Source organism: Exiguobacterium sp. s40 (assembly GCF_018617905.1).
GTDB lineage: Bacteria > Bacillota > Bacilli > Exiguobacteriales > Exiguobacteriaceae > Exiguobacterium > Exiguobacterium mexicanum_A.
Window position 1 is genome coordinate 25,102 of sequence record NZ_JACSLC010000018.1, and the last position, 18,622, is coordinate 43,723.

Annotated in this window: 22 protein-coding genes and 1 rRNA gene; 1 reads left to right on the top strand and 22 read right to left on the bottom strand. The window is 49.1% G+C overall.

Annotated features, from left to right (window positions below):
- Positions 1-11: 11 nt before the first annotated feature.
- The 12 genes from pth to metG all read right to left on the bottom strand — a co-directional run bounded on the left by pth (position 12) and on the right by metG (position 11,308).
- Positions 12-569: an aminoacyl-tRNA hydrolase gene (pth, locus tag KNP02_RS13395; RefSeq protein WP_034781796.1), complete on the bottom strand. Its 558-nt coding sequence runs from the start codon at positions 567-569 to the stop codon at positions 12-14.
- 55 nt (positions 570-624) lie between these two features.
- Positions 625-1,581, bottom strand: coding sequence for a ribose-phosphate diphosphokinase (locus KNP02_RS13400; RefSeq protein WP_214709886.1), 957 nt, complete (start codon positions 1,579-1,581; stop codon positions 625-627).
- Between the two features lie 45 nt (positions 1,582-1,626).
- On the bottom strand, positions 1,627-2,982 hold the full coding sequence (glmU, locus tag KNP02_RS13405; protein ID WP_214709884.1) for a bifunctional UDP-N-acetylglucosamine diphosphorylase/glucosamine-1-phosphate N-acetyltransferase GlmU: 1,356 nt from the start codon (positions 2,980-2,982) through the stop codon (positions 1,627-1,629).
- 195 nt (positions 2,983-3,177) lie between these two features.
- The gene (gene spoVG / locus KNP02_RS13410; protein ID WP_034781793.1) at positions 3,178-3,477 is read right to left on the bottom strand and encodes a septation regulator SpoVG; all 300 of its coding nucleotides are present in this window, start codon (positions 3,475-3,477) and stop codon (positions 3,178-3,180) included.
- A gap of 135 nt (positions 3,478-3,612) precedes the next feature.
- On the bottom strand, positions 3,613-4,437 hold the full coding sequence (gene purR, locus KNP02_RS13415; RefSeq protein ID WP_114165389.1) for a pur operon repressor: 825 nt from the start codon (positions 4,435-4,437) through the stop codon (positions 3,613-3,615).
- A 73-nt stretch (positions 4,438-4,510) separates the two neighbouring features.
- Positions 4,511-5,374 (bottom strand): 4-(cytidine 5'-diphospho)-2-C-methyl-D-erythritol kinase, encoded by an 864-nt coding sequence (gene ispE / locus KNP02_RS13420; protein WP_214709882.1) that lies wholly within the window; start codon positions 5,372-5,374, stop codon positions 4,511-4,513.
- A gap of 100 nt (positions 5,375-5,474) precedes the next feature.
- Positions 5,475-5,711: a Veg family protein gene (locus tag KNP02_RS13425; protein ID WP_021065751.1), complete on the bottom strand. Its 237-nt coding sequence runs from the start codon at positions 5,709-5,711 to the stop codon at positions 5,475-5,477.
- 82 nt (positions 5,712-5,793) lie between these two features.
- On the bottom strand, positions 5,794-6,672 hold the full coding sequence (gene rsmA, locus KNP02_RS13430; protein WP_214709880.1) for a 16S rRNA (adenine(1518)-N(6)/adenine(1519)-N(6))-dimethyltransferase RsmA: 879 nt from the start codon (positions 6,670-6,672) through the stop codon (positions 5,794-5,796).
- Positions 6,669-7,229, bottom strand: coding sequence for a ribonuclease M5 (rnmV, locus tag KNP02_RS13435; protein ID WP_034781784.1), 561 nt, complete (start codon positions 7,227-7,229; stop codon positions 6,669-6,671). The genes rsmA and rnmV overlap by 4 nt, the downstream gene beginning before the upstream one ends.
- Positions 7,222-8,508 carry a 3D domain-containing protein gene (locus tag KNP02_RS13440; protein WP_251130540.1) on the bottom strand — a complete coding sequence of 429 codons (1,287 nt, stop codon included), beginning with the start codon at positions 8,506-8,508 and terminating at the stop codon, positions 7,222-7,224. Before KNP02_RS13440 ends, rnmV begins: the two co-directional genes overlap by 8 nt.
- 17 nt (positions 8,509-8,525) lie before the next feature.
- Positions 8,526-9,293, bottom strand: coding sequence for a TatD family hydrolase (locus KNP02_RS13445; RefSeq protein WP_034781781.1), 768 nt, complete (start codon positions 9,291-9,293; stop codon positions 8,526-8,528).
- A 53-nt stretch (positions 9,294-9,346) separates the two neighbouring features.
- Positions 9,347-11,308: a methionine--tRNA ligase gene (gene metG / locus KNP02_RS13450; RefSeq protein WP_214709876.1), complete on the bottom strand. Its 1,962-nt coding sequence runs from the start codon at positions 11,306-11,308 to the stop codon at positions 9,347-9,349.
- A gap of 329 nt (positions 11,309-11,637) precedes the next feature.
- On the opposite strand from metG, the gene KNP02_RS13455 reads away from it, so the two are divergent.
- Positions 11,638-11,931 carry a transition state genes transcriptional regulator AbrB gene (locus KNP02_RS13455; RefSeq protein ID WP_012727742.1) on the top strand — a complete coding sequence of 98 codons (294 nt, stop codon included), beginning with the start codon at positions 11,638-11,640 and terminating at the stop codon, positions 11,929-11,931.
- 16 nt (positions 11,932-11,947) lie between these two features.
- Here the strand turns inward: KNP02_RS13455 and rsmI are convergent, their stop codons facing one another.
- The 10 genes from rsmI to rrf form a co-directional block, all read right to left on the bottom strand.
- Positions 11,948-12,817 (bottom strand): 16S rRNA (cytidine(1402)-2'-O)-methyltransferase, encoded by an 870-nt coding sequence (gene rsmI / locus KNP02_RS13460; protein ID WP_214709874.1) that lies wholly within the window; start codon positions 12,815-12,817, stop codon positions 11,948-11,950.
- Positions 12,789-13,067, bottom strand: a complete 279-nt coding sequence (locus KNP02_RS13465; RefSeq protein WP_214709872.1) for a GIY-YIG nuclease family protein — start codon at positions 13,065-13,067, stop codon at positions 12,789-12,791. Before KNP02_RS13465 ends, rsmI begins: the two co-directional genes overlap by 29 nt.
- Positions 13,060-13,794 carry a tRNA1(Val) (adenine(37)-N6)-methyltransferase gene (locus KNP02_RS13470; RefSeq protein WP_214709870.1) on the bottom strand — a complete coding sequence of 245 codons (735 nt, stop codon included), beginning with the start codon at positions 13,792-13,794 and terminating at the stop codon, positions 13,060-13,062. The genes KNP02_RS13465 and KNP02_RS13470 overlap by 8 nt, the downstream gene beginning before the upstream one ends.
- A gap of 65 nt (positions 13,795-13,859) precedes the next feature.
- The gene (gene yabA / locus KNP02_RS13475) at positions 13,860-14,195 is read right to left on the bottom strand and encodes a DNA replication initiation control protein YabA (protein ID WP_021065760.1); all 336 of its coding nucleotides are present in this window, start codon (positions 14,193-14,195) and stop codon (positions 13,860-13,862) included.
- 23 nt (positions 14,196-14,218) lie between these two features.
- Entirely contained in the window at positions 14,219-15,049 is an 831-nt protein-coding gene (locus tag KNP02_RS13480; protein ID WP_034781766.1) for a PSP1 domain-containing protein, read from the bottom strand.
- A gap of 6 nt (positions 15,050-15,055) precedes the next feature.
- The gene (locus KNP02_RS13485) at positions 15,056-16,048 is read right to left on the bottom strand and encodes a DNA polymerase III subunit delta' (protein WP_214709868.1); all 993 of its coding nucleotides are present in this window, start codon (positions 16,046-16,048) and stop codon (positions 15,056-15,058) included.
- A 17-nt stretch (positions 16,049-16,065) separates the two neighbouring features.
- Positions 16,066-16,395, bottom strand: coding sequence for a cyclic-di-AMP receptor (locus KNP02_RS13490; protein ID WP_029594397.1), 330 nt, complete (start codon positions 16,393-16,395; stop codon positions 16,066-16,068).
- Positions 16,395-17,033 carry a dTMP kinase gene (tmk, locus tag KNP02_RS13495; protein ID WP_034781763.1) on the bottom strand — a complete coding sequence of 213 codons (639 nt, stop codon included), beginning with the start codon at positions 17,031-17,033 and terminating at the stop codon, positions 16,395-16,397. The genes KNP02_RS13490 and tmk overlap by 1 nt, the downstream gene beginning before the upstream one ends.
- 2 nt (positions 17,034-17,035) lie before the next feature.
- Positions 17,036-18,457: an aminotransferase class I/II-fold pyridoxal phosphate-dependent enzyme gene (locus KNP02_RS13500; protein ID WP_251130747.1), complete on the bottom strand. Its 1,422-nt coding sequence runs from the start codon at positions 18,455-18,457 to the stop codon at positions 17,036-17,038.
- An 85-nt stretch (positions 18,458-18,542) separates the two neighbouring features.
- Positions 18,543-18,622 (bottom strand): 5S ribosomal RNA (rrf, locus tag KNP02_RS15120); the annotation flags it as partial.

An 18,622-nucleotide genomic window follows, 5' to 3' on the forward strand; every position in this document is an offset into this window, starting at 1 on the left:
ACGTTGACCCTTTAGTTATATCGATTCATGAGCGCGATCCATTCCGTGTCCACAAAATCAGTCGCGGCGGACACCGCTTGATCGAGCGTATCATTCAATTCTGGCATATCTTCTTTCCGGTAGTTCATGAGCACCCAATCGACGACTTTAATCGGATGCGGCGGACGACCGATGCCTAGTTTCAGACGTTTGAAATCTTGGGTTCCCAGGTGTTGAATCAGCGACTTGATGCCGTTATGTCCACCGGCACTGCCTTTCGGACGGAATCGCAGTTTCCCTGGCACCATGTCCAAGTCGTCATAAATGACGAGCAAGTCATCAATCTCAATCTTATAATAATCTAAAATCGGACGTACCGACTCCCCTGATAGATTCATGTAGGTGAGCGGTTTGACGAGGACGACACGTTCTCCATTGATTCTTCCCGTTCCGATCAATGCTTTAAACTTGGCTTCATCAAGTTGAATCCCATGTTTGTCAGCTAAGCGATCAATCGCTAAAAAACCGACGTTGTGACGGGTCATTTCATACTTTTTGCCTGGATTCCCGAGGCCGACGATACATTTCATCTTATTCCTCCTGAACAAAAAAGCCCAAAGGCGAACGCCTTCGGGCCTCGTTTTTTTAATCGAACAGCGTGCTCACCGATTTGTGCTCGTGGACACGCATGATCGCTTCCCCAAGCAAACGGGCAACCGACATCTGCTTGATTTTGCTCGAACATTCGCGACCTTCTAAATCGATCGTGTTCAAAACGACGAGTTCTTTGATTGACGAGTTGTCGATCCGTTCCATCGCCGGTCCAGATAAGACTGGGTGTGTACACGAGGCGTACACTTCTTTTGCACCAGCTTGGACGATGGCATCAGCCGCGAGCGTGATTGTTCCAGCTGTATCGATGATGTCATCGATCAAGATGGCCGTCTTGCCTTCAACGCTGCCGACGATGTTCATGACTTCAGCCACGTTCGCTTCAGGACGACGCTTGTCGATGATGGCGATTGGAGCCTTCAAACGTTCGGCTAGCTTACGGGCACGCGTGACGCCACCGTGGTCCGGTGAAACGACGACAATGTCTTTCGCTTTAAATTCATCTGTCTCAAAATACGTCGAGATGAGTGGAACACCTAATAATTGGTCTACTGGGATATTGAAGAAACCTTGGATTTGAGCAGCATGCAAGTCCATCGTGATTAAACGCGTGGCACCTGCAACCGTCAATAAATCAGCGACAAGTTTCGCTGTGATCGGCTCCCGTGAGCGCGCCTTGCGGTCTTGGCGAGCGTAACCGTAGTATGGCATGACCACGTTAATCGTCCGAACTGATGCTCGTTTCAACGCATCGATCATGATGAGTAACTCCATGAGCGTTTCGTTCACCGGTGAGCTCGTCGATTGAATGATGTACACATCATCGCCTCGCACGCTCTCCTCGATGTTGATGTAAAGTTCTCCGTCGCTAAACCGCTTCACTTGGCAATCGCTGAGCGGGATGCCAATTTCCTTGGCAATCTCTTCGGCGAGTGGGCGGTTTGAGTTTAAGCTAAATAGGCGAATTTCACGTTCATATACAGTAGACATGTTTAGGATTCTCCTCCATCGTTTTCCATAATAATAGGCAGCAACTTATCGTTTCGTGTAACCTTCTTTATTTGTTTGGCGTTCGCGTGCAATCGCAAGCGCCTCTTCAGGAACGTCATCCGTGATCGTCGAACCGGCTGCTACAATTGAGCCTTTCCCGACTTTCACCGGAGCAATCAAGTTCACATTGCAGCCGACGAATGCATCGGCTTCGACGACCGTTTCGAACTTGTTCTTGCCGTCATAGTTGACCGTGATCGAGCCACAGCCGAGGTTGACTCGTTCCCCGATCGAAGCATCTCCGATATAGCTGAGATGTGATGCTTTCGCACCGTCTCCGAACGTTGATTTTTTGATTTCCACGAAGTTACCGACGCGCGTATTCGCGCCGAGGACTGCTTGTTGACGAAGGTGGGCGAACGGCCCGACCTGTGCTTCAGTTCCGACACGGCTGTCACTCACGACCGATTGACGAACCGTCGCACCGTCTTCGATGACGCTATTGCGGATATCTGAATTTGGACCAATCACGCACTCTGAACCGATAATCGTTTTCCCGAGAATGACCGTCCCTGGATAGATGATCGTATCCGAACCGATGACGGCATCTGGTGAGATGTATGTCGAAGCTGCATCCATGAATGTGACACCTTCACGCATGAGACGTTCGTTCGTCCGCTTGCGCATGACCGCTTCAGCTTGTGAAAGAGCGACACGGTCGTTGACGCCGATCGTTTCATCGAATGTCGGCGCCGTGTGTGCTGCCACGACTTCGCCTGCTTCTTTCGCAATCGAGATGACGTCTGGCAAGTAGTACTCACCTTGAGCGTTGTTGTTCCCGACTTGCTTCAATGCATCAAACAAGAGCTCGTTATCGAACACGTACGTGCCTGTGTTGATTTCACGAATTTCTAGTTCAGTGTCAGACGCATCTTTATGCTCGATGACTTTTGTGACGTTTCCGTCTTCCCCACGGATGACGCGACCATATCCTGTCGCATCGTCAGCGATGGCTGTCAGTACTGTCACTTTCGCTTGCTGGGCTTCATGATGAGCCAACAGCGCCTCGAGCGTTTCCGCTGTCAACAGTGGTGTGTCGCCGCAAACGACGAGCGTTGCGCCCGGTTTGCCTGCGAGTTCGCTTTCTGCCATCTGCACTGCATGACCTGTCCCGAGCTGTTCTTCTTGGACCGCATATTCCACGCGTGAGCCCAACGTCTCTTGTACCGCTTCAGCCCCATGGCCGACGATGACGATTTGACGACTGACCCCGATTTTGTCGAGTTGATCGACGACGTGTTCGACCATCGGTTTTCCGAGGACCGGATGAAGCACTTTATATAGCTTCGACTTCATGCGGGTCCCTTTACCTGCTGCCAAAATGACTGCAAAACGATCCATTCTTGATTCGCTCCTATCTCATATCAACTGTAATGTACTCAATTGTTCGGTTTTCTTCTATTTTCTTCTACATTCAAATCTTATTTACACCGTATCTACTATATCGAAACCGTGACGTGGTTTCAACCGTTGTAACCATTCGTAACCAATGAAACGTAAAAAGGCAGCGGAAGGGTCCCCATCCGCTGTCAAAGATTACTCATTCATGGCATTGTATCGTGCTTGCGTCTCGGCAATAGCGACGTCCTCTTGGCCGTACGCCTCTAGAACAGCCGCCTCGACTTTTTGACGCATATCTCCATTAATCGGGTGAGCGATATCGCGGAAAATCCCTTCTGGCGTCCGCTTGCTCGGCATCGCTACGAACAGACCGGTACTCCCTTCAATGATTCGAAGATCGTGTACCACAAATTCATGGTCGAGTGTAATGGAGGCCAGTGCCTTCATTCTACCTTCCGTCGCGACTTTGCGAATTTTTACGTCTGTGATCTGCATGTTTCGCATCCCCTTTTCATCGTTGTCTAGACCGTGGTGTACCTTCTAAAAGGTTGAGATGATTCCAAGCGAACCGATTGACTTCGTACGAATCTTATACCCTTTCATCATAAAACGAAATCAATTTTTTGCCAATCACTTTAAGAACTGTTCGACGTTTCCTCGCGAAATCGTGACGAGACCTTCATCCGAGTCCACGTTCGTCAATTTCATTAAACTGACGTATTCGCTCACCATTTTCTTCTCGGCGCCTTCTGCTTCCATGAGGACGCCGACACCCGCGAGGTTCGCTTCGAACTCGTTCAAGAGACTCATCATCCCGCGAATCGTACCGCCCGCTTTCATGAAATCGTCAATCAACAAGACGTTCGCGCCACGCGGCAAGCTGCGACGCGCGAGCGCCATCGTGCGAATCGCCTTCGACGAACCAGAGACGTAGTTGATACTCACAGTCGAACCTTCGGTGACACGACTATCGGACCGAACGATGACAAACGGTACCCCGAGTTGCTCGGCGACAGCGTACGCGAGCGGAATCCCTTTTGTCGCGATCGTCATGACGACGTCAACTTTACGATCGGCGAACACAGAGGCGAAGACTTGCCCCATCGGCTTCACTTGACGCGGGTTCCCGAGGACATCTGTCAAATAGAGATAGCCTCCCGGAAGCAACCGTTCCGGTTTCGACAATTGCTCACATAGGCCGTCAATCATCGAGAGCGACTTTTCCTTGCTCCAGCCTGGAATGAACATGACGCCGCCGGCTGCCCCTGGCACTGTGACGAGTTTTCCCGTGCCATCATGCGAAAGCATTTCACTGACGATGACCAAATCTTCACTGATGGATGATTTAGCTGCTTTATAACGACTCGAAAACATCGATAATGAGACGAGCTGGTGTGGATGGTCCAGCAAATAACGGGTCATATCGACTAGACGACCACTTCTACGAATTTTCATACGGATTCCCCTTCACTTCTTCAATAATAGACGAATGTTCTAAACAGAATATATCATTCTCATTCGTCTTTGTTCAATGTTTTTTGCCGAGAATCCGAACGACGAACACTTCAGAACAAAATCCCTTCAGTCCATTATAGACACGATGTGCTTTTTGCTCGTGCTCAATCAATGCGAATACCGTTGGACCGCTGCCGCTCATGAGGACACCATCCGCTCCGCAGTGCAGCATCGTCTCTTTGATTTGGCGAACTTCCGGATGAAGTTCGAGCGTGACCGCCTCGAGGGCGTTTCCGAGATGTGAGCAGATGCCAGCGAAATTTCGCTCCCGAATCGCCGTGACCATCGCCTCGGTGTTCGGATGCACAATCTTCTCCATCTGCACGGCACGATAGACGTCAGCCGTCGACACTCCGATTTTCGGCTTCGCTAATACGACGTAGCACGGCGGCGGTGACGGAATCGTCTCCAGCTGTTCGCCGCGTCCGCGCGCGATGGCAGTTCCTCCCATGACACAAAACGATACGTCCGATCCGACGGCGGCTCCGAGTTCGGCCAACTCTTCTAACGAGAGGCCAAGGTCGAACAATTCGTTCATACCCCGAAGTGTAGCCGCCGCATCGCTCGAGCCGCCAGCTAACCCTGCCGCCACTGGGATTTGCTTATCTAATACAATTTCGACACCCTGTTTGATATTGAATCGCTTCCGTAACAGCTCAGCCGCACGATAAGCCAAATTTCGATGGTCGTTCGGCACGTAGGCATGCTCGGACTGAATCCGAATCTCATCTGTATCGAGCACAGTCAATTCTAACCGGTCCGATAAGTCTACTGTCGTCATTACCATTTCCACTTCATGATAGCCATCTGTCCGCTTCCCAAGGACATCGAGCGTCAAGTTGATTTTTGCCGGCGCTTTCACACTGATCGTGCGCATATCGTTCACCCTTCCCATGTATCTCCTGTTCGCCATTGTACCGTAAACGAGCGCACAAAAAAAGAAGCAGCTGCCAATGCATCCGCCCCTCATTTATCGTTCAATTACTGAATTCAATTTTAACTGTATCCGTTAGGACATCAGCGTAGCTATATGAGACACGTTCCACGTTATGATGGTCTTCATCCAATTTGACGACGAACACCGCGGGATACGTCTCAACGAGCGTTCCAAACCGAGTAACGACTTTCTTACGACCGCCGTTTGCTTTCAACGTCAATCGTTCTCCAACATGCGATTCGAGTTTCTGTCTGATTTCTTGCAACGTCTTTGGCATACGCTTCACCTCACTGTTACAAGTATAACACATTCAAAAACAAAAATAAAGATTAATATTATATCGATTCGTTATCCGGTCGTCAACTGTTTTTAAATGGTAAAATTGTGTCAGCTAACCGTGCGAACTCCTCAAGCGAAAGCGTTTCGCCTCGCCGTTTCGGATCAATTCCAGCTTCACCTAAAAACTGTTCGATTTCCATTTTTTTGTCTTTCCCGAGGTGATTCGTCAAGTTATTTAAGATCGTTTTTCGACGTTGTGCGAAACTGGCTCGGGCAAGCTCGAAGAAGAAGGCTTCATCTTTTACGTCGACCGCCGGTTTGGGACGCATCTTCAACGTGATGACCGCTGAATCGACGTTCGGGGCCGGCATAAACACGCTTTTTGGAACAATAAAGCTCACGTTCGCCTCCGCGTAATATTGGATCGCAATCGAGAGAGAGCCGTATGCTTTCGTCCCAGGCTTCGCTCCAATGCGCTCGGCAACTTCTTTTTGAATCATCATGACGAGTGAACGGAACTTGATTTGGCTTTCCAGTAAGCGCATGATAATCGGCGTCGTCACATAATACGGCAAGTTCGCCACAACCGAGATGTCTTCGATTCCTTGACTGAAAAACTCACGCTCGACGATGTCTTGAATATCGAGCTCGAGGGCATCGCCGTGGATGACATGCACATGTGGATAAGGAGACATCGTATCTTCCAGAATCGGAAGCAGACGTTGGTCGATTTCGAGGGCGACGACCTTTTTAGCCCGCTTGGCAGACTGTTCCGTCAATGACCCGATGCCGGGACCGATTTCAAGAACCCCGCTCGCCTCTCCCAGCTCCGCGGCATCCACGATTTTATTCAAAATATTTAAATCAATTAAAAAGTTCTGCCCAAGCGACTTTTTGAAAGAGAAGCCGTGACGTTCTAGAATTGATTTCGTGCGTTGGATTGTTGCAATGTCTTTCAATGATTTTCCTCCTCTAACTGAGCCAGTGCCCGTTCCCATTCCTCAATCGTGACCCGTAACGCTTCCACGCGCTTTACAAACTGTTTGGCGTTCGGTTCACCGATTCGGAGTAACACGCCGAGCCGTTTACGACGGCGCGCAGCGTCCGCTCCGCCAATCAAATCGGCTTCGAGCACCATCTGGCGGGTGACGAGCGGCATGTCAGTCTCAACTCGCTGTTCATACACCGCTTCGAGTACACGGCGAATCGTTGCCGGTGAAGCATGCTCGACCCCAATCTTGCCACGTTTATCTTTCGCTTCGGCCCGAGGTAAATAGGCATGCTTACATCCTTTAACCTGCTCCTCGACGATGGCCCGGATTCGGTCACCCGGGTAGTCTGGGTCCGTCAAAATGATAACGCCGCGCGTTTCTTGGGCGCGTTTGATTCGTTCGATCGTCTGTTTCGAGACGGCAGATCCGTTCGTTTCAATCGTATCGACGTCATATACTTCTTGAAGCCGCGTCGTGTCATCTCGACCTTCGACGACAATCACCTCTTGTATTTTTTCACGCATCATCGTTTCCTTCTTTCTCTTCTTGCTTCGGGATAACCCAAATCGTGAGCGGCTGACGCCCAAACGTTACCGCTTCTTCTTTCGTGTCCATCATCAAGTCAATTTTATGACCTTTGATCGCACTGCCTGTATCTAAAGCAATCGCCATGCCAAACCCTTCAACGTACACACGTGTGCCAAGAGGAATAATAGCGGGGTCGACAGCAATGATTCGCATCCCTTCATACAAAATCGTATCCGTCACATCATAACCACTACGAGTCAGAACCCTGTCATCAAATGTGACCGTGTCTTCTGCATTGTTCGTATACGCGGTCGCTTCGACGAGAAGTTGTTTCGCGGAAGTGAAGTCCAGCGCATCCTCGGCACGAGGTGTCTCTTCAATCTTAATCTCCGCCTCGTCTCGAAACGGACTCGACGGTTCGGTCGTGGCGGTCGTTTCTTGATTCGTTGCCGGTTCAATCTCTGGTTCGGCCACGACTTTCGTCCCACGTTTAATGATTTGAGGGCGTACGCTTTGTAGCGTTTCCACGCTCGTTTCGGTCCGATTTGTAATTGTACCATTTTCCACTGTCAGTGCATACCGCGTCCGTTCGAGTCCCGGGATGCCGACTTGCACGACTTCGGTCTCTCCAAGTTCGAGCGTATCGTCCTCTTCCATGACGATTTCAAACGGGATGAGACGACTCTCATATTGTACGACGTCTCGACTCACATTGACGCTGATGGTCATTCCATCCCGTACCGGTGTCGTGAGAGCCGGGACGACCGTATCTTGGTCAGAAACCGTCACATTCGCCTCCCGTAACGCCTGTTCGACAGTTTGAGCCATCGTATACAAGGTCTTCGCCTCGTCCCCGACGATGACATCGAGGGCGACGACAGGCTGGTAGCGAATCGTCATCCCTGATGTGACCGGTGCACGTACGCCCGGGTACACGTCGTCCCCTTCGCGTACACTCACTCCATAACGAAGCAACACGTCTTTGACGGTCCGTTCACGCGTCTCGATCGTCTCGACCTGGCCATAACCGATTTGAAGCGACACGGTACGAGCTCGTTCGATATGAATCACTCGATCCGTCGGGACGTCGGCACTTAAGGCGGGAGTCACCATATCCGCCTCGTCGATCACGATACCGGTCTCGTTAAGCACTTCTAGCACCGAATCGCCGCGGCTTTCATGCACGGTTGTCACGCCGTCGTCGACGATGGTGATCGGTTCAGGCTGCATCGCCATATAGGCGAACACTGCCGTCGCTACCACACCAATACTCAAGATGATGCGCCTGAACATCATGGGAGACGGAATAGGCGCTTCGCATTGGCTGTCGTTGCTTCAGCGAGCGCGTCGTAGGACATGTCACGTAGCGATGCAATCTCTTCGGCGACGTACGTGACGTAAGCGGGTTCGTTCCGTTTACCACGGAACGGCGTCGGCGTTAAATACGGGCAGTCCGTCTCGACAAGGAGCCGATCGAGCGGGACTTGTTGCGCCACCGCCTTCGGTACTTTCGCATTCTTGAACGTCACTGGTCCTCCGAGAGAGATATAGAAGTTCAAGCGCAGACAGCGTTCCAACAATTCGACGGACATGCTGTAACTATGGAACACGCCGCCTACCTCTTCGGCATGTTCTTCCTCTAAAATATCGAGCACGTCGGCTGTCGCTTCCCGATTATGAATCACGATGGGCATGTTCGTCCGCTTCGCGATAGCGATTTGTTGCCGGAACACGCGTTGTTGGACATCTTTCTCCGACTTGTCCCAATGGTAATCGAGACCGATTTCCCCGAGCGCCATCACTTTCGGATGAGCCATTAGCGTCTCGATTCTCTTCAAATCAGCATCCGTACAATCGACGGCATCAACCGGATGCCAGCCAACGATGGCATAGATATCCTCATACGTTTCCGCGAGCTCGATTGCCCGCGTGATGGTCGGGTTATCGAATCCGACGACGAGCATCGGGGAAACGCCCGCGGCACGAGCCCGCTCGATCGTCGCCTCGACATCCTCATTGAACTGCTCGGCATTGATATGGGTATGCGTATCAATCAACATGGTGCTTCCTCCTTATATAGACAAAGAGGGAGACCGAAGTCTCCCCCAAACGATTATTTGACGACGGCCCCGTTCGGCATATTCTCAGATACGGTCGCAAGCTCAAGCTTACCGTCTTTATCAGCCGCTAAAATCATCCCTTGTGACAACTCGCCACGTAGTTTGACCGGCTTCAAATTGGCGACGACGATGACTTTCTTCCCGACCAAGTCTTCCGGCGCATACCATTCGGCAATGCCTGAGACGATTTGACGTGTCTCGCTACCAAGGTCGACTTGAAGCTTCAACAGCTTCTTCGCCTTCTTGATTTTATCGGCCTCGACGATTTGACCGACACGGAACTCGACTTGGTCAAAGACGTCGATTGTGATTTCTGGACGGACGTCCTCATCCTCAGCATCGCTCGTCTCCACTTCGGCTTCCTCGACACGTGCTTTCGATGCTTGACGCATCATTTCCTGAATTGCATCGATCTCTTCTTTTACATCACGACGTGGGAAAATCGGTGTCCCGTCGGTGACGACCGCTCCATCGAAGGCCGCAAACGTATCGAGCGCTTCCCATGACATGTCTTTTCCTTCAAGACCGAGCTGGCGGAACATTTCTTTTGGTGCCCGTGTCATGAACGGTTGAATCATGACCGCCACATGGCGAAGTACGCCGGCCAGATGCGTCATCACGGATGCGAGTTCGCCACGCTTCGCTTCGTCCTTCGCAAGGACCCACGGTTGCGTCTCATCGATATATTTATTGGCACGGCTCACGAGTTGCCAAATGCTTGTGAGCGCGACGGAAAACTCCATGTGTTCCATGGCCGCTTCCGTCTTCTCTGTCGTCTCGTTGACGACTTGAAGCAACGAGGCATCAAACGCTGTTACATTGCCCGCGTAGGCAGGGATCTCGCCATCGAAATACTTCTTAATCATGGCCACGGTCCGGTTGAGCAGGTTTCCGAGGTCATTGGCAAGGTCAAAATTCAAGCGATCCACAAACGCTTCCGGTGTGAACGTGCCGTCCGCTCCGAATGGAACTTCACGAAGAAGATAGTAGCGGAGTGAGTCGAGTCCGTAGCGATCGATGAGTGGAATCGGATCGACGACATTGCCTTTCGATTTCGACATTTTGCCGTCTTTCATGAGCAACCAACCATGGGCGAAAACTTGTTTCGGTAATGGAAGGTCAAGCGCCATGAGCAACGCCGGCCAAATGATCGTATGGAACCGGACGATTTCTTTTCCGACCAAGTGCACGTCGGCTGGCCAATAGCGGTTGAACAACTCGTCGTTGTCCGACCCATAGCCGAGGGCAGAGATGTAATTCGTGAGAGCATCGACCCATACATACACGACGTGTTTCGGGTTCGATGGCACTTGGACACCCCAGTCAAACGTCGTCCGTGAGACGGCCAAGTCTTGGAGGCCCGGCTTCAAGAAGTTGTTGATCATCTCGGTTTTGCGCGATTCTGGCAAGATGAAGTCAGGGTGCGACTCGAAGTACTCGATTAAACGATCGGCGTACTTGCTGAGACGGAAGAAATAGCACTCTTCGCGTACAAGCTCGACCGGGTGACCGCTGTCAGGGCTCTTCCCATCAACGAGCTGTGACTCCGTGTAATACGTTTCATCAGGGATCGAATACCACCCTTCATATTCACCGAGATAGATGTCATCGTTTTTCAGAAGCGTCTCGAATACGTGCTCGACGACGGCCTTGTGGCGGGCATCGGTCGTACGAATATAATCATCGTATGAGATTTCAAGACGGTCCCATAACACTTTGATGTCTTTAACGACTTCGTCGACAAACGCTTGCGGCGTCACGCCAGCTTCTTTCGCTTTTTCCTGAATTTTTTGACCGTGCTCGTCTGTTCCCGTCAAATAACGGACGTCAAATCCTTTCAGACGCTTATAACGTGCGATTGCATCGCCAGCCACCGTCGTATAGGCGTGACCGATGTGTAGTTTGGCACTCGGATAGTAAATCGGAGTCGTAATATAAAAAGTAGGCTTCGCCATTGTATGTTCTCCATCCTTTCGACATTTGCAATTTCCATTATACACGGTTCGACAAAAGAATTTCCAAACCAATTGTTTGGAATTATTTTGTTATTACCTCATAAAAAATGTTCCAAAAAAACCCTTTCTTTGTTTCATGTCCTAACTTTCGGGGAATTTTAGGTATATATCGTTCTCATATCGCCAATTTTCGAAAATGTAGATTTCCAATAGTAAGCAGTTGACTGCAATTGGAAAGTTTAGTATGCTTTTTGCTGTAGTAACATTGTCGAATTTTGACGACTCATGTCACCAAGAGATTTCGACACCATTGGAGGAGGAAACACAAAATGAAATCTACAGGTATCGTACGGAAAGTTGATGAGCTCGGGCGTGTCGTCATTCCAATCGAATTGCGCCGCACACTCGGGATCGCTGAGAAAGACGCTCTTGAAATCTACGTCGACAACGATCAAATCGTGTTGAAAAAATACAAACCGAACATGACTTGCCAAGTGACGGGCGAAGTATCGGATGACAACTTCAAGTTGGCTGACGGTAAATTGATCCTTTCACCAGAAGGCGCACAACGCGTTCTCGTCGAGTTGAAAAACATGCTCGAAAACTACTACAGCGAAGAGTAAGCAAGGAATTCCTTGCTTACTCTTTTTTGTCGACTTGATGATAGGCGTCGTACACCTCGCCACGTGATAAACCGCGCTCTTTAGCGACTTGTTTGATAGCGGCGTTCGGCTTCAATCCGTCTTCGATATAACGATCGACGTGTTCGAGCGGCGATAACGCCTCCCACCAATCGTGTGTCGGTGCTATTTCCGTCGAACCAGCCACCATGACGACGAACTCACCACGTACCTCACCTTCACACCAAACAAGCGCTTCTTCTACCGTCCCGCGTAAAAACTCTTCAAACGTTTTCGTCAACTCTCGTCCGAGAACGAGTTGCCGATTGCCGAACGCGTCCTGAATCCCGGTCAGCATCTCTTTTAACCGATGTGGCGCTTCATAAAAAATGATAGTGCCCGGTTCATATTGCAAAGAAGATAACACATCGAGCCGCTCTTTCTTTTTACGTGGCAAGAATCCGTAATACAAAAACCGCTCGGTCGCAAGACCAGAGGCGACAAGAGCCGTCAACGCGGCGTTCGCTCCAGGGAGCACGACGACAGGGAGCTTCGCTTCAATGGCCAACCGCACGAGGTCACTCCCCGGGTCCGAGATCCCCGGCATGCCCGCGTCTGAGACGACGGCGACTGATTTGCCGGCCTCGATATCTTCGATTAAGCGCGGGCCACTCACGTGCTTATTGTGCTCATGGTAGCTGACTAGTTTCGTCTCAATGCCGAAATGGCGACAGAGCTTCATCGTTTGGCGTGTGTCTTCGGCCGCAATCAAATCAACTTCTCCTAGAATTCGAACCGCTCGATACGTCATGTCTTCTAGATTTCCAATCGGCGTCGGCACAACATAGAGCGTGGGCCCATCAGTCTGATAACTTTTCTGTGAGTTCATTACTCGTTCCCTCCATCAATTGCTGTTTTTGAGCCCGCGTGAGTTGTTTGATGGACCATTCGTACTGCATGGCTTCACGTTTGGTCGCAAACGACCTGACATATCGTAACGTCACCGGGAGACGCGCTCGCGTATATTTCGCACCTTTACCGCTGTTGTGCACGTCCATCCGCTTATCTACATCCGTCGTATATCCGGTATAGTATGTGCTATCGCTACACTCGAGAATATAGGCAAAGTGCTTACGCATCGAGGATGGCCCGCATGTCGCTCGTATACGTGTCATCTTTCTCATAAACGACAAACGGAGGTAAGATTGTGAGCCCTGCTTTTCCATCTTTCGACCCCTCTATTAAAAGTGTATTTGCGTCTCGGCCTTGTTTCGGGTAAACGAGTTGCATTCGTTTCGGTTCAATCCGATACGCTCGCATGAGCGTTAGAATATCGAGTAATCGCTCCGGTCGATGGACGAAGGCTACCTTCCCACCCGGTTTGACGAGTTGACTGGCTGAGCGGATACAGTCTTCTAACGTGCAAAGCACTTCATGACGTGCAATCGTATGATGTTCATTTTGATTACGGAGCGAAGTTTCGTTTGCTAAAAAATAAGGTGGGTTGCACGTGACAACGTCATAACGAGCATGCCCTAGTACGCTGGTCGCATGTTTCACATCGCCTTCAAGGATGTGCAGTCTGTCACTTAAATCGTTAACGGCAATGCTTCGATTCGCCATATCAACGAGACGGGGCTGGATTTCAAGTCCTGTCACCGTTCCTTTCGTCCGATACGATAAAAAGAGCGGAATAGCCCCCGTGCCGGCGCACAAATCGACGAGCTTCCCTTTTTGAATCGGCACCCATACAAATTCGGCGAGTAATACGGCATCCAATGAAAATGAAAAAACGTCATCACTTTGAATGATCTTGCCGGGACGCCCTAACAAATCATCAAGACGTTCACCTTGTTTAACAGTCACGCCATTTCCCTCCTACATAACGTACAAAGGCGACGGACGGGAATACCCCCGTCTATCGCCCCTTATTAATGTTTATTTAGCATCGACATGCAGAAGAGACAGTCTCCGTCTTTTCTAACTTGTCCATAATGCAAATTACAAATGTGAAATCCTTCTTGGTATAGCGCCGCCAGATTGTTCTGTCCTTTTCCGGACAACGCAATTTGGGGATCCCCATCAGGCGTCTCGACTTCTGCAAGTTGCTCCACTTTTTCACGCAAATGATGGTTTTCGAGATACATGTGTTGGTTTTCTTCGAGCAAATAGGCGAGTTGCTCTTTGAGCACCCCTAAATGCTCCGTCAACAATTGCATTTGTTGCTCGATCGCATCGACCCGCATCATGACTTCCTTTTTATCCATTCTTTCCACTGCTCAGCACCCCATCACTGTTTCGACGGTTTTCGTTTGACTGCACCGACCTCGACGAGCTCGTCGATTGTATACGTCACAACACGGGTCCGATCATTCAACTCGACTTGAATCAATTGATCCAAGATATTGAGACCGATGACACGTCCGTCACCTTCTGGAATTTTGATTCGTTTTCCGACGTCTGGCAAATCCCGCTTTAATTCTTCATACGTATCATTCTCGTATTTCAGACAGCACATGAGACGACCACACACACCGGAGATTTTATTCGGATTCAAGGATAAGTTCTGATCCTTGGCCATCTTAATCGATACCGGCTCAAATTCCCCTAAAAACGAGGAGCAACACAACACACGACCACAAGGTCCGATTCCGCTCAGCAGTTTCGCTTCATCTCGAACCCCGATTTGGCGAAGCTCGATTCGAGTCCGAAACACACTCGCTAAATCTTTAACGAGCTCACGGAAATCAACACGGCCTTCTGCCGTGAAATAAAAGATGACTTTATTACGATCGAATGTATACTCAACATCTACTAACTTCATCTCAAGTCGATGTTCACGAATTTTTTCTTCACAGACGGCGTGAGCGTCAAAAGCGGCCAATCGATTATCTTGTACGATTTCGGCATCTTTTTGATCAGCGACACGAAGGATTGTCTTTAGCGGTAAAACCACTTCGTCTTCACCTAGTTGTTTACCAACTTGGACGATTTCACCGTACTCGATGCCACGTACCGTCTCTACGATGACATGGTCCCCACGTTCAAGCGTTGCTTCGCCTGGTGAAAAGTAATAGATTTTTCCCGCTTCTTTAAAACGGACTCCGACTACTTCAAGCACGCTCTCCTATCCTTTCTGCAAATCGAACGTTAACCGTTCGAACGTTAATTGAGGATTGACGTTTGCCTCTAGTCGTCGAATCGCCTCATGGACAGATTCAATAGCATGGACGATTTTATGAACCGGACGATCTTTTACAAACGCGGTATATAGCGCTTGTTCTTTCGTAAACAACTCCGGGACATAGTCTGTTCGCACTTTGAAGTGGAGCGCTTGCTCCAACCAATTTCCGAACAGCTCGAGACCGACTCGCAATTCATTCCGCCCTTTAAAATGACCGAGCCATTTTTCTTGGGCGAATAAAAGCAATTCTTGCGGGCGTTTTGTCAATACTTCAACTAATTGTACCACTAGCCCATACGCCTGTACAAACCAGTCGTTGTGAAGCGCCTCACGCGCGTCTTCGAATTTCGGATATGTCTCTAAAGCAAGACGCGCTAAATCGCTCGTACATTGCACGTCTGCGACCAACGTTTCCACAAGCCGTTCTCGATCAATCGGTCGGAATACTAAATGCTGAGCTCGCGAACGGATCGTCGGTAAGAGAAGTTGTGGCTGAGTTGTTACCAAGATGGCTAGTTTCCCTACACCTGGCTCTTCAAAGAACTTCAATAGGCTGTTGGCGGCTTGTGGTGTCATCTTATGGGCTTGGTGAATCACATACACTTGACGGTCACCTTCTGCACCACGTAAAGACAAGTCACTCAATAACTGTTGCACCTGTTCTTTCTTAATGCTGGCTCCATCCGGTTCGACTTCCATGTAGTCGACAAGGTTTCCCGAATCCATTCGTCTACAGTTTCGACAGTTACCGCAGGATTCTACCCCGTCAGGCGACTCGCAAAAAAGGGATTTCGCAAACAGCTGTGCCGTTTCAATCAAGTACGGTTCATAGTCACCTGAAAAGATATATGCATGACCGACCTTTTGAGCAACGATCGAGTTTTCAATCACTTTCGCAATAACCGTTTGAGATTTTGACAACTCCTGAAAACTCATGTTCGTGACCGTCCCCATTAAAACTGATGAAATCCTTCAATCGGCAAGACAAACACAGTCGCTCCGCCAACTTGGACTTCTACAGGATAAGGAATGTATGAATCAGCGTGTCCACCCATCGGTGAAATCGGCGTAATCATTTGATCCCTGCTCGAGCAGTTTGATTTGATTAACGCAAGTAGGTCATCTAACCGCTCTTTCGGTACACCAATCATAAACGTGGTGTTTCCTTCTTTCAAAAAACCTCCCGTTGTGGCTAATTTCGTTGCACGGAAGTCCTCTTCAATCAAAGCATCTGATAAGCGGGCACTGTCCTTATCATGTACAATCGCGATTACCATCTTCATCATTGCATCACTCCTCTTTCTTTTAATCGTTCTAACGTAATATCTAACACTTCATCCTGAATGGTTTCAATCGATGCGTTCGCATCAATACGTACCATTCGTTCTGGATGTTGCTCTAATAATATTTGAAATCCTTCATATACGCGTTGATGGAAAGACTCATCACGGCTCTCGATTCGATCTAATTGGCCTCTATCTTTCATGCGATGGCTCGCTTGATCCGGGGTCAAGTCAAAGAGAAACGTCAAATCTGGTTTGATCCCAGCAGTCGCCCAGTCGTTTAACGACAAAATTTGTGACAAATCATATTGGAGCCCATAGCCTTGATACGCAATCGAGGCATCCACAAATCGATCACATACGACAACTGCTCCACGGTGGAGAGCCGGTCGAATCACTTGATCAATGTTTTGAGCTCGGGATGCGGCATAGAGCATCATTTCGACTCGAGGCGTCATCTCATCATGTTCTGGCGAGAGCAAGACTTCTCGAATACTGTTTCCGACCTTCGTTCCCCCTGGCTCTCGGGTGACGACCACTTCATACCCTTGTTCAGTCAATGACTGAACTAACAATTGTAGCTGTGTTGTTTTCCCAGAACCATCTGGTCCTTCCACAGTAATAAACATACCTTTCACGCTTAAAACTCCTCTACGATAACATCAATTTGTTTCATCATAACATGTCTACTTGCCTGCAGGTTCCGTCCTAATGAAATCCATTCATTCAAAACTCGGATTTTCTCGTCTGTGATGACTTCTCCTCTTAGAATCCAAGGAATCCCAGGCGGATACGGAATAACGGTCTCTGCCGCAACAGAACCAATCGCTTGCTCAAACGGTAGACGTTCAATATCAGCGTCGTCCGATATAGAACGCAACAACGAAACGCGTTCAGTCATCGGGTAAGGATAGATTGTCTCATCTTCAACAATGAGCGGGACGTGCTGCGATGCATTTTTAATCAGTTTGACCCAATGTTGAATCTCTTGGCTTTTTAATTCCCTTAACGGCAAGCAGAATAACACGTGATCTTCTGCAGCCAGTTCCACGTCAATACCGATTGACGCTAAATGCTGGCTAAAGATCAGACCATTTTTAGGGTATGTTAACACAGTCATCTTGGTGAAGTCATCGCCCACTTTGATTGAAAACCCAACACGTCTCATTTCCATGATGAATGAAAAATGACTCGTTTGAATATGAGTCCAGTCTCGGTCACTCAAGTTTTCGAGGTACTCTCGGGCGTAATCAAGCGAGGCCATAATCAAGTAAGATGGGCTAGATGTTTGGAAAGATGAAAGCGCATGAAAGAGACGTTTTTCATCGATTTCTTCTTTATAATGAATCCATGCCCCCATCGTGAGAGCGGGCAATGTTTTGTGGGCTGATTGTACGACTGCGCTAGCCCCCTCGAAGATAGCTGATCGCTTTGGAAATGTAGGATGAATCAAATGAGCGCCGTGTGCTTCATCTACTAATAGGGGAATATTTAACGGACGCAAGTAAGCACTGATTTGCTGAATGTTTGCCATGTCTCCGTAATAAGTGGGAGACGTTAGGAGGAGCGCTTTTCCTCCAGGATACTGCAAGACAGCATCCTGAATTGTTTCTAGTGAAATGACAGTAGGCAGACTACTTCCTCTGTCTAATTCCGGTGTGAGTAAAATCGGTTCTAGACCAAGCCACTCAATGGCGTTCCAAACCGATTTGTGGGAATTACGTTGTACATACACTCGTTCTCCCCGTTTTACGGTTGCTGCTAATAGACTCCAATTCCCTGCAGTAGAGCCATTTACCAACCATTTGCTTTTACTCTGGTAAAGGGATCCTAATGCCTTTTCACCTTCTAAAATAATACCTTCCGCATGGTGTAAATCATCCAAGTGACCAAGCTCTGTTAAGTCATATGGCATAATTTTTTGGAAGGCCGTCGGAAGCTTTTCATCTCTCACCGTTCCATTGTGATGGCCAGGTACATGAAAAGAAACCCGTCCTTCTCGCACATGTTGCTCAAGCGTCTCCATAAATGTAAAAGGATTATGTTTAGGTTTTCGAGTCATTTAGACACCTTCCCATCCGAATTAAATACGACATATATATACAAAAAGAGACGACCAAGCGGATGCTTGATCGTCTTTCGCGTTGGCCTGGCAACGTCCTATCCTCACAGGGGGAGACCCCCAACTACTTTCGGCGCTGAAGCGCTTAACTTCCGTGTTCGGCAT

Excerpts from the sequence above, each read along its gene's own strand:
- KNP02_RS13465 (WP_214709872.1), bottom strand. The coding sequence starts at position 13,067 with ATGCGTAAGCACTTTGCCTATATTCTCGAGTGTAGCGATAGCACATAC.
- ispE (WP_214709882.1), bottom strand. The coding sequence starts at position 5,374 with ATGCGCACGATCAGTGTGAAAGCGCCGGCAAAAATCAACTTGACGCTC.
- KNP02_RS13455 (WP_012727742.1), top strand. The coding sequence starts at position 11,638 with ATGAAATCTACAGGTATCGTACGGAAAGTTGATGAGCTCGGGCGTGTC.
- spoVG (WP_034781793.1), bottom strand. The coding sequence starts at position 3,477 with ATGCAGATCACAGACGTAAAAATTCGCAAAGTCGCGACGGAAGGTAGA.
- KNP02_RS13400 (WP_214709886.1), bottom strand. The coding sequence starts at position 1,581 with ATGTCTACTGTATATGAACGTGAAATTCGCCTATTTAGCTTAAACTCA.
- KNP02_RS13445 (WP_034781781.1), bottom strand. The coding sequence starts at position 9,293 with ATGTTGATTGATACGCATACCCATATCAATGCCGAGCAGTTCAATGAG.
- KNP02_RS13500 (WP_251130747.1), bottom strand. The coding sequence starts at position 18,457 with ATGACTCGAAAACCTAAACATAATCCTTTTACATTTATGGAGACGCTT.
- KNP02_RS13485 (WP_214709868.1), bottom strand. The coding sequence starts at position 16,048 with ATGAGTTTTCAGGAGTTGTCAAAATCTCAAACGGTTATTGCGAAAGTG.
- KNP02_RS13425 (WP_021065751.1), bottom strand. The coding sequence starts at position 5,711 with ATGCCAAAGACGTTGCAAGAAATCAGACAGAAACTCGAATCGCATGTT.
- rnmV (WP_034781784.1), bottom strand. The coding sequence starts at position 7,229 with ATGCGTGAAAAAATACAAGAGGTGATTGTCGTCGAAGGTCGAGATGAC.
- KNP02_RS13490 (WP_029594397.1), bottom strand. The coding sequence starts at position 16,395 with ATGAAGATGGTAATCGCGATTGTACATGATAAGGACAGTGCCCGCTTA.
- purR (WP_114165389.1), bottom strand. The coding sequence starts at position 4,437 with ATGAAAATTCGTAGAAGTGGTCGTCTAGTCGATATGACCCGTTATTTG.
- yabA (WP_021065760.1), bottom strand. The coding sequence starts at position 14,195 with ATGGATAAAAAGGAAGTCATGATGCGGGTCGATGCGATCGAGCAACAA.
- metG (WP_214709876.1), bottom strand. The coding sequence starts at position 11,308 with ATGGCGAAGCCTACTTTTTATATTACGACTCCGATTTACTATCCGAGT.
- rsmI (WP_214709874.1), bottom strand. The coding sequence starts at position 12,817 with ATGAACTCACAGAAAAGTTATCAGACTGATGGGCCCACGCTCTATGTT.
- glmU (WP_214709884.1), bottom strand. The coding sequence starts at position 2,982 with ATGGATCGTTTTGCAGTCATTTTGGCAGCAGGTAAAGGGACCCGCATG.
- pth (WP_034781796.1), bottom strand. The coding sequence starts at position 569 with ATGAAATGTATCGTCGGCCTCGGGAATCCAGGCAAAAAGTATGAAATG.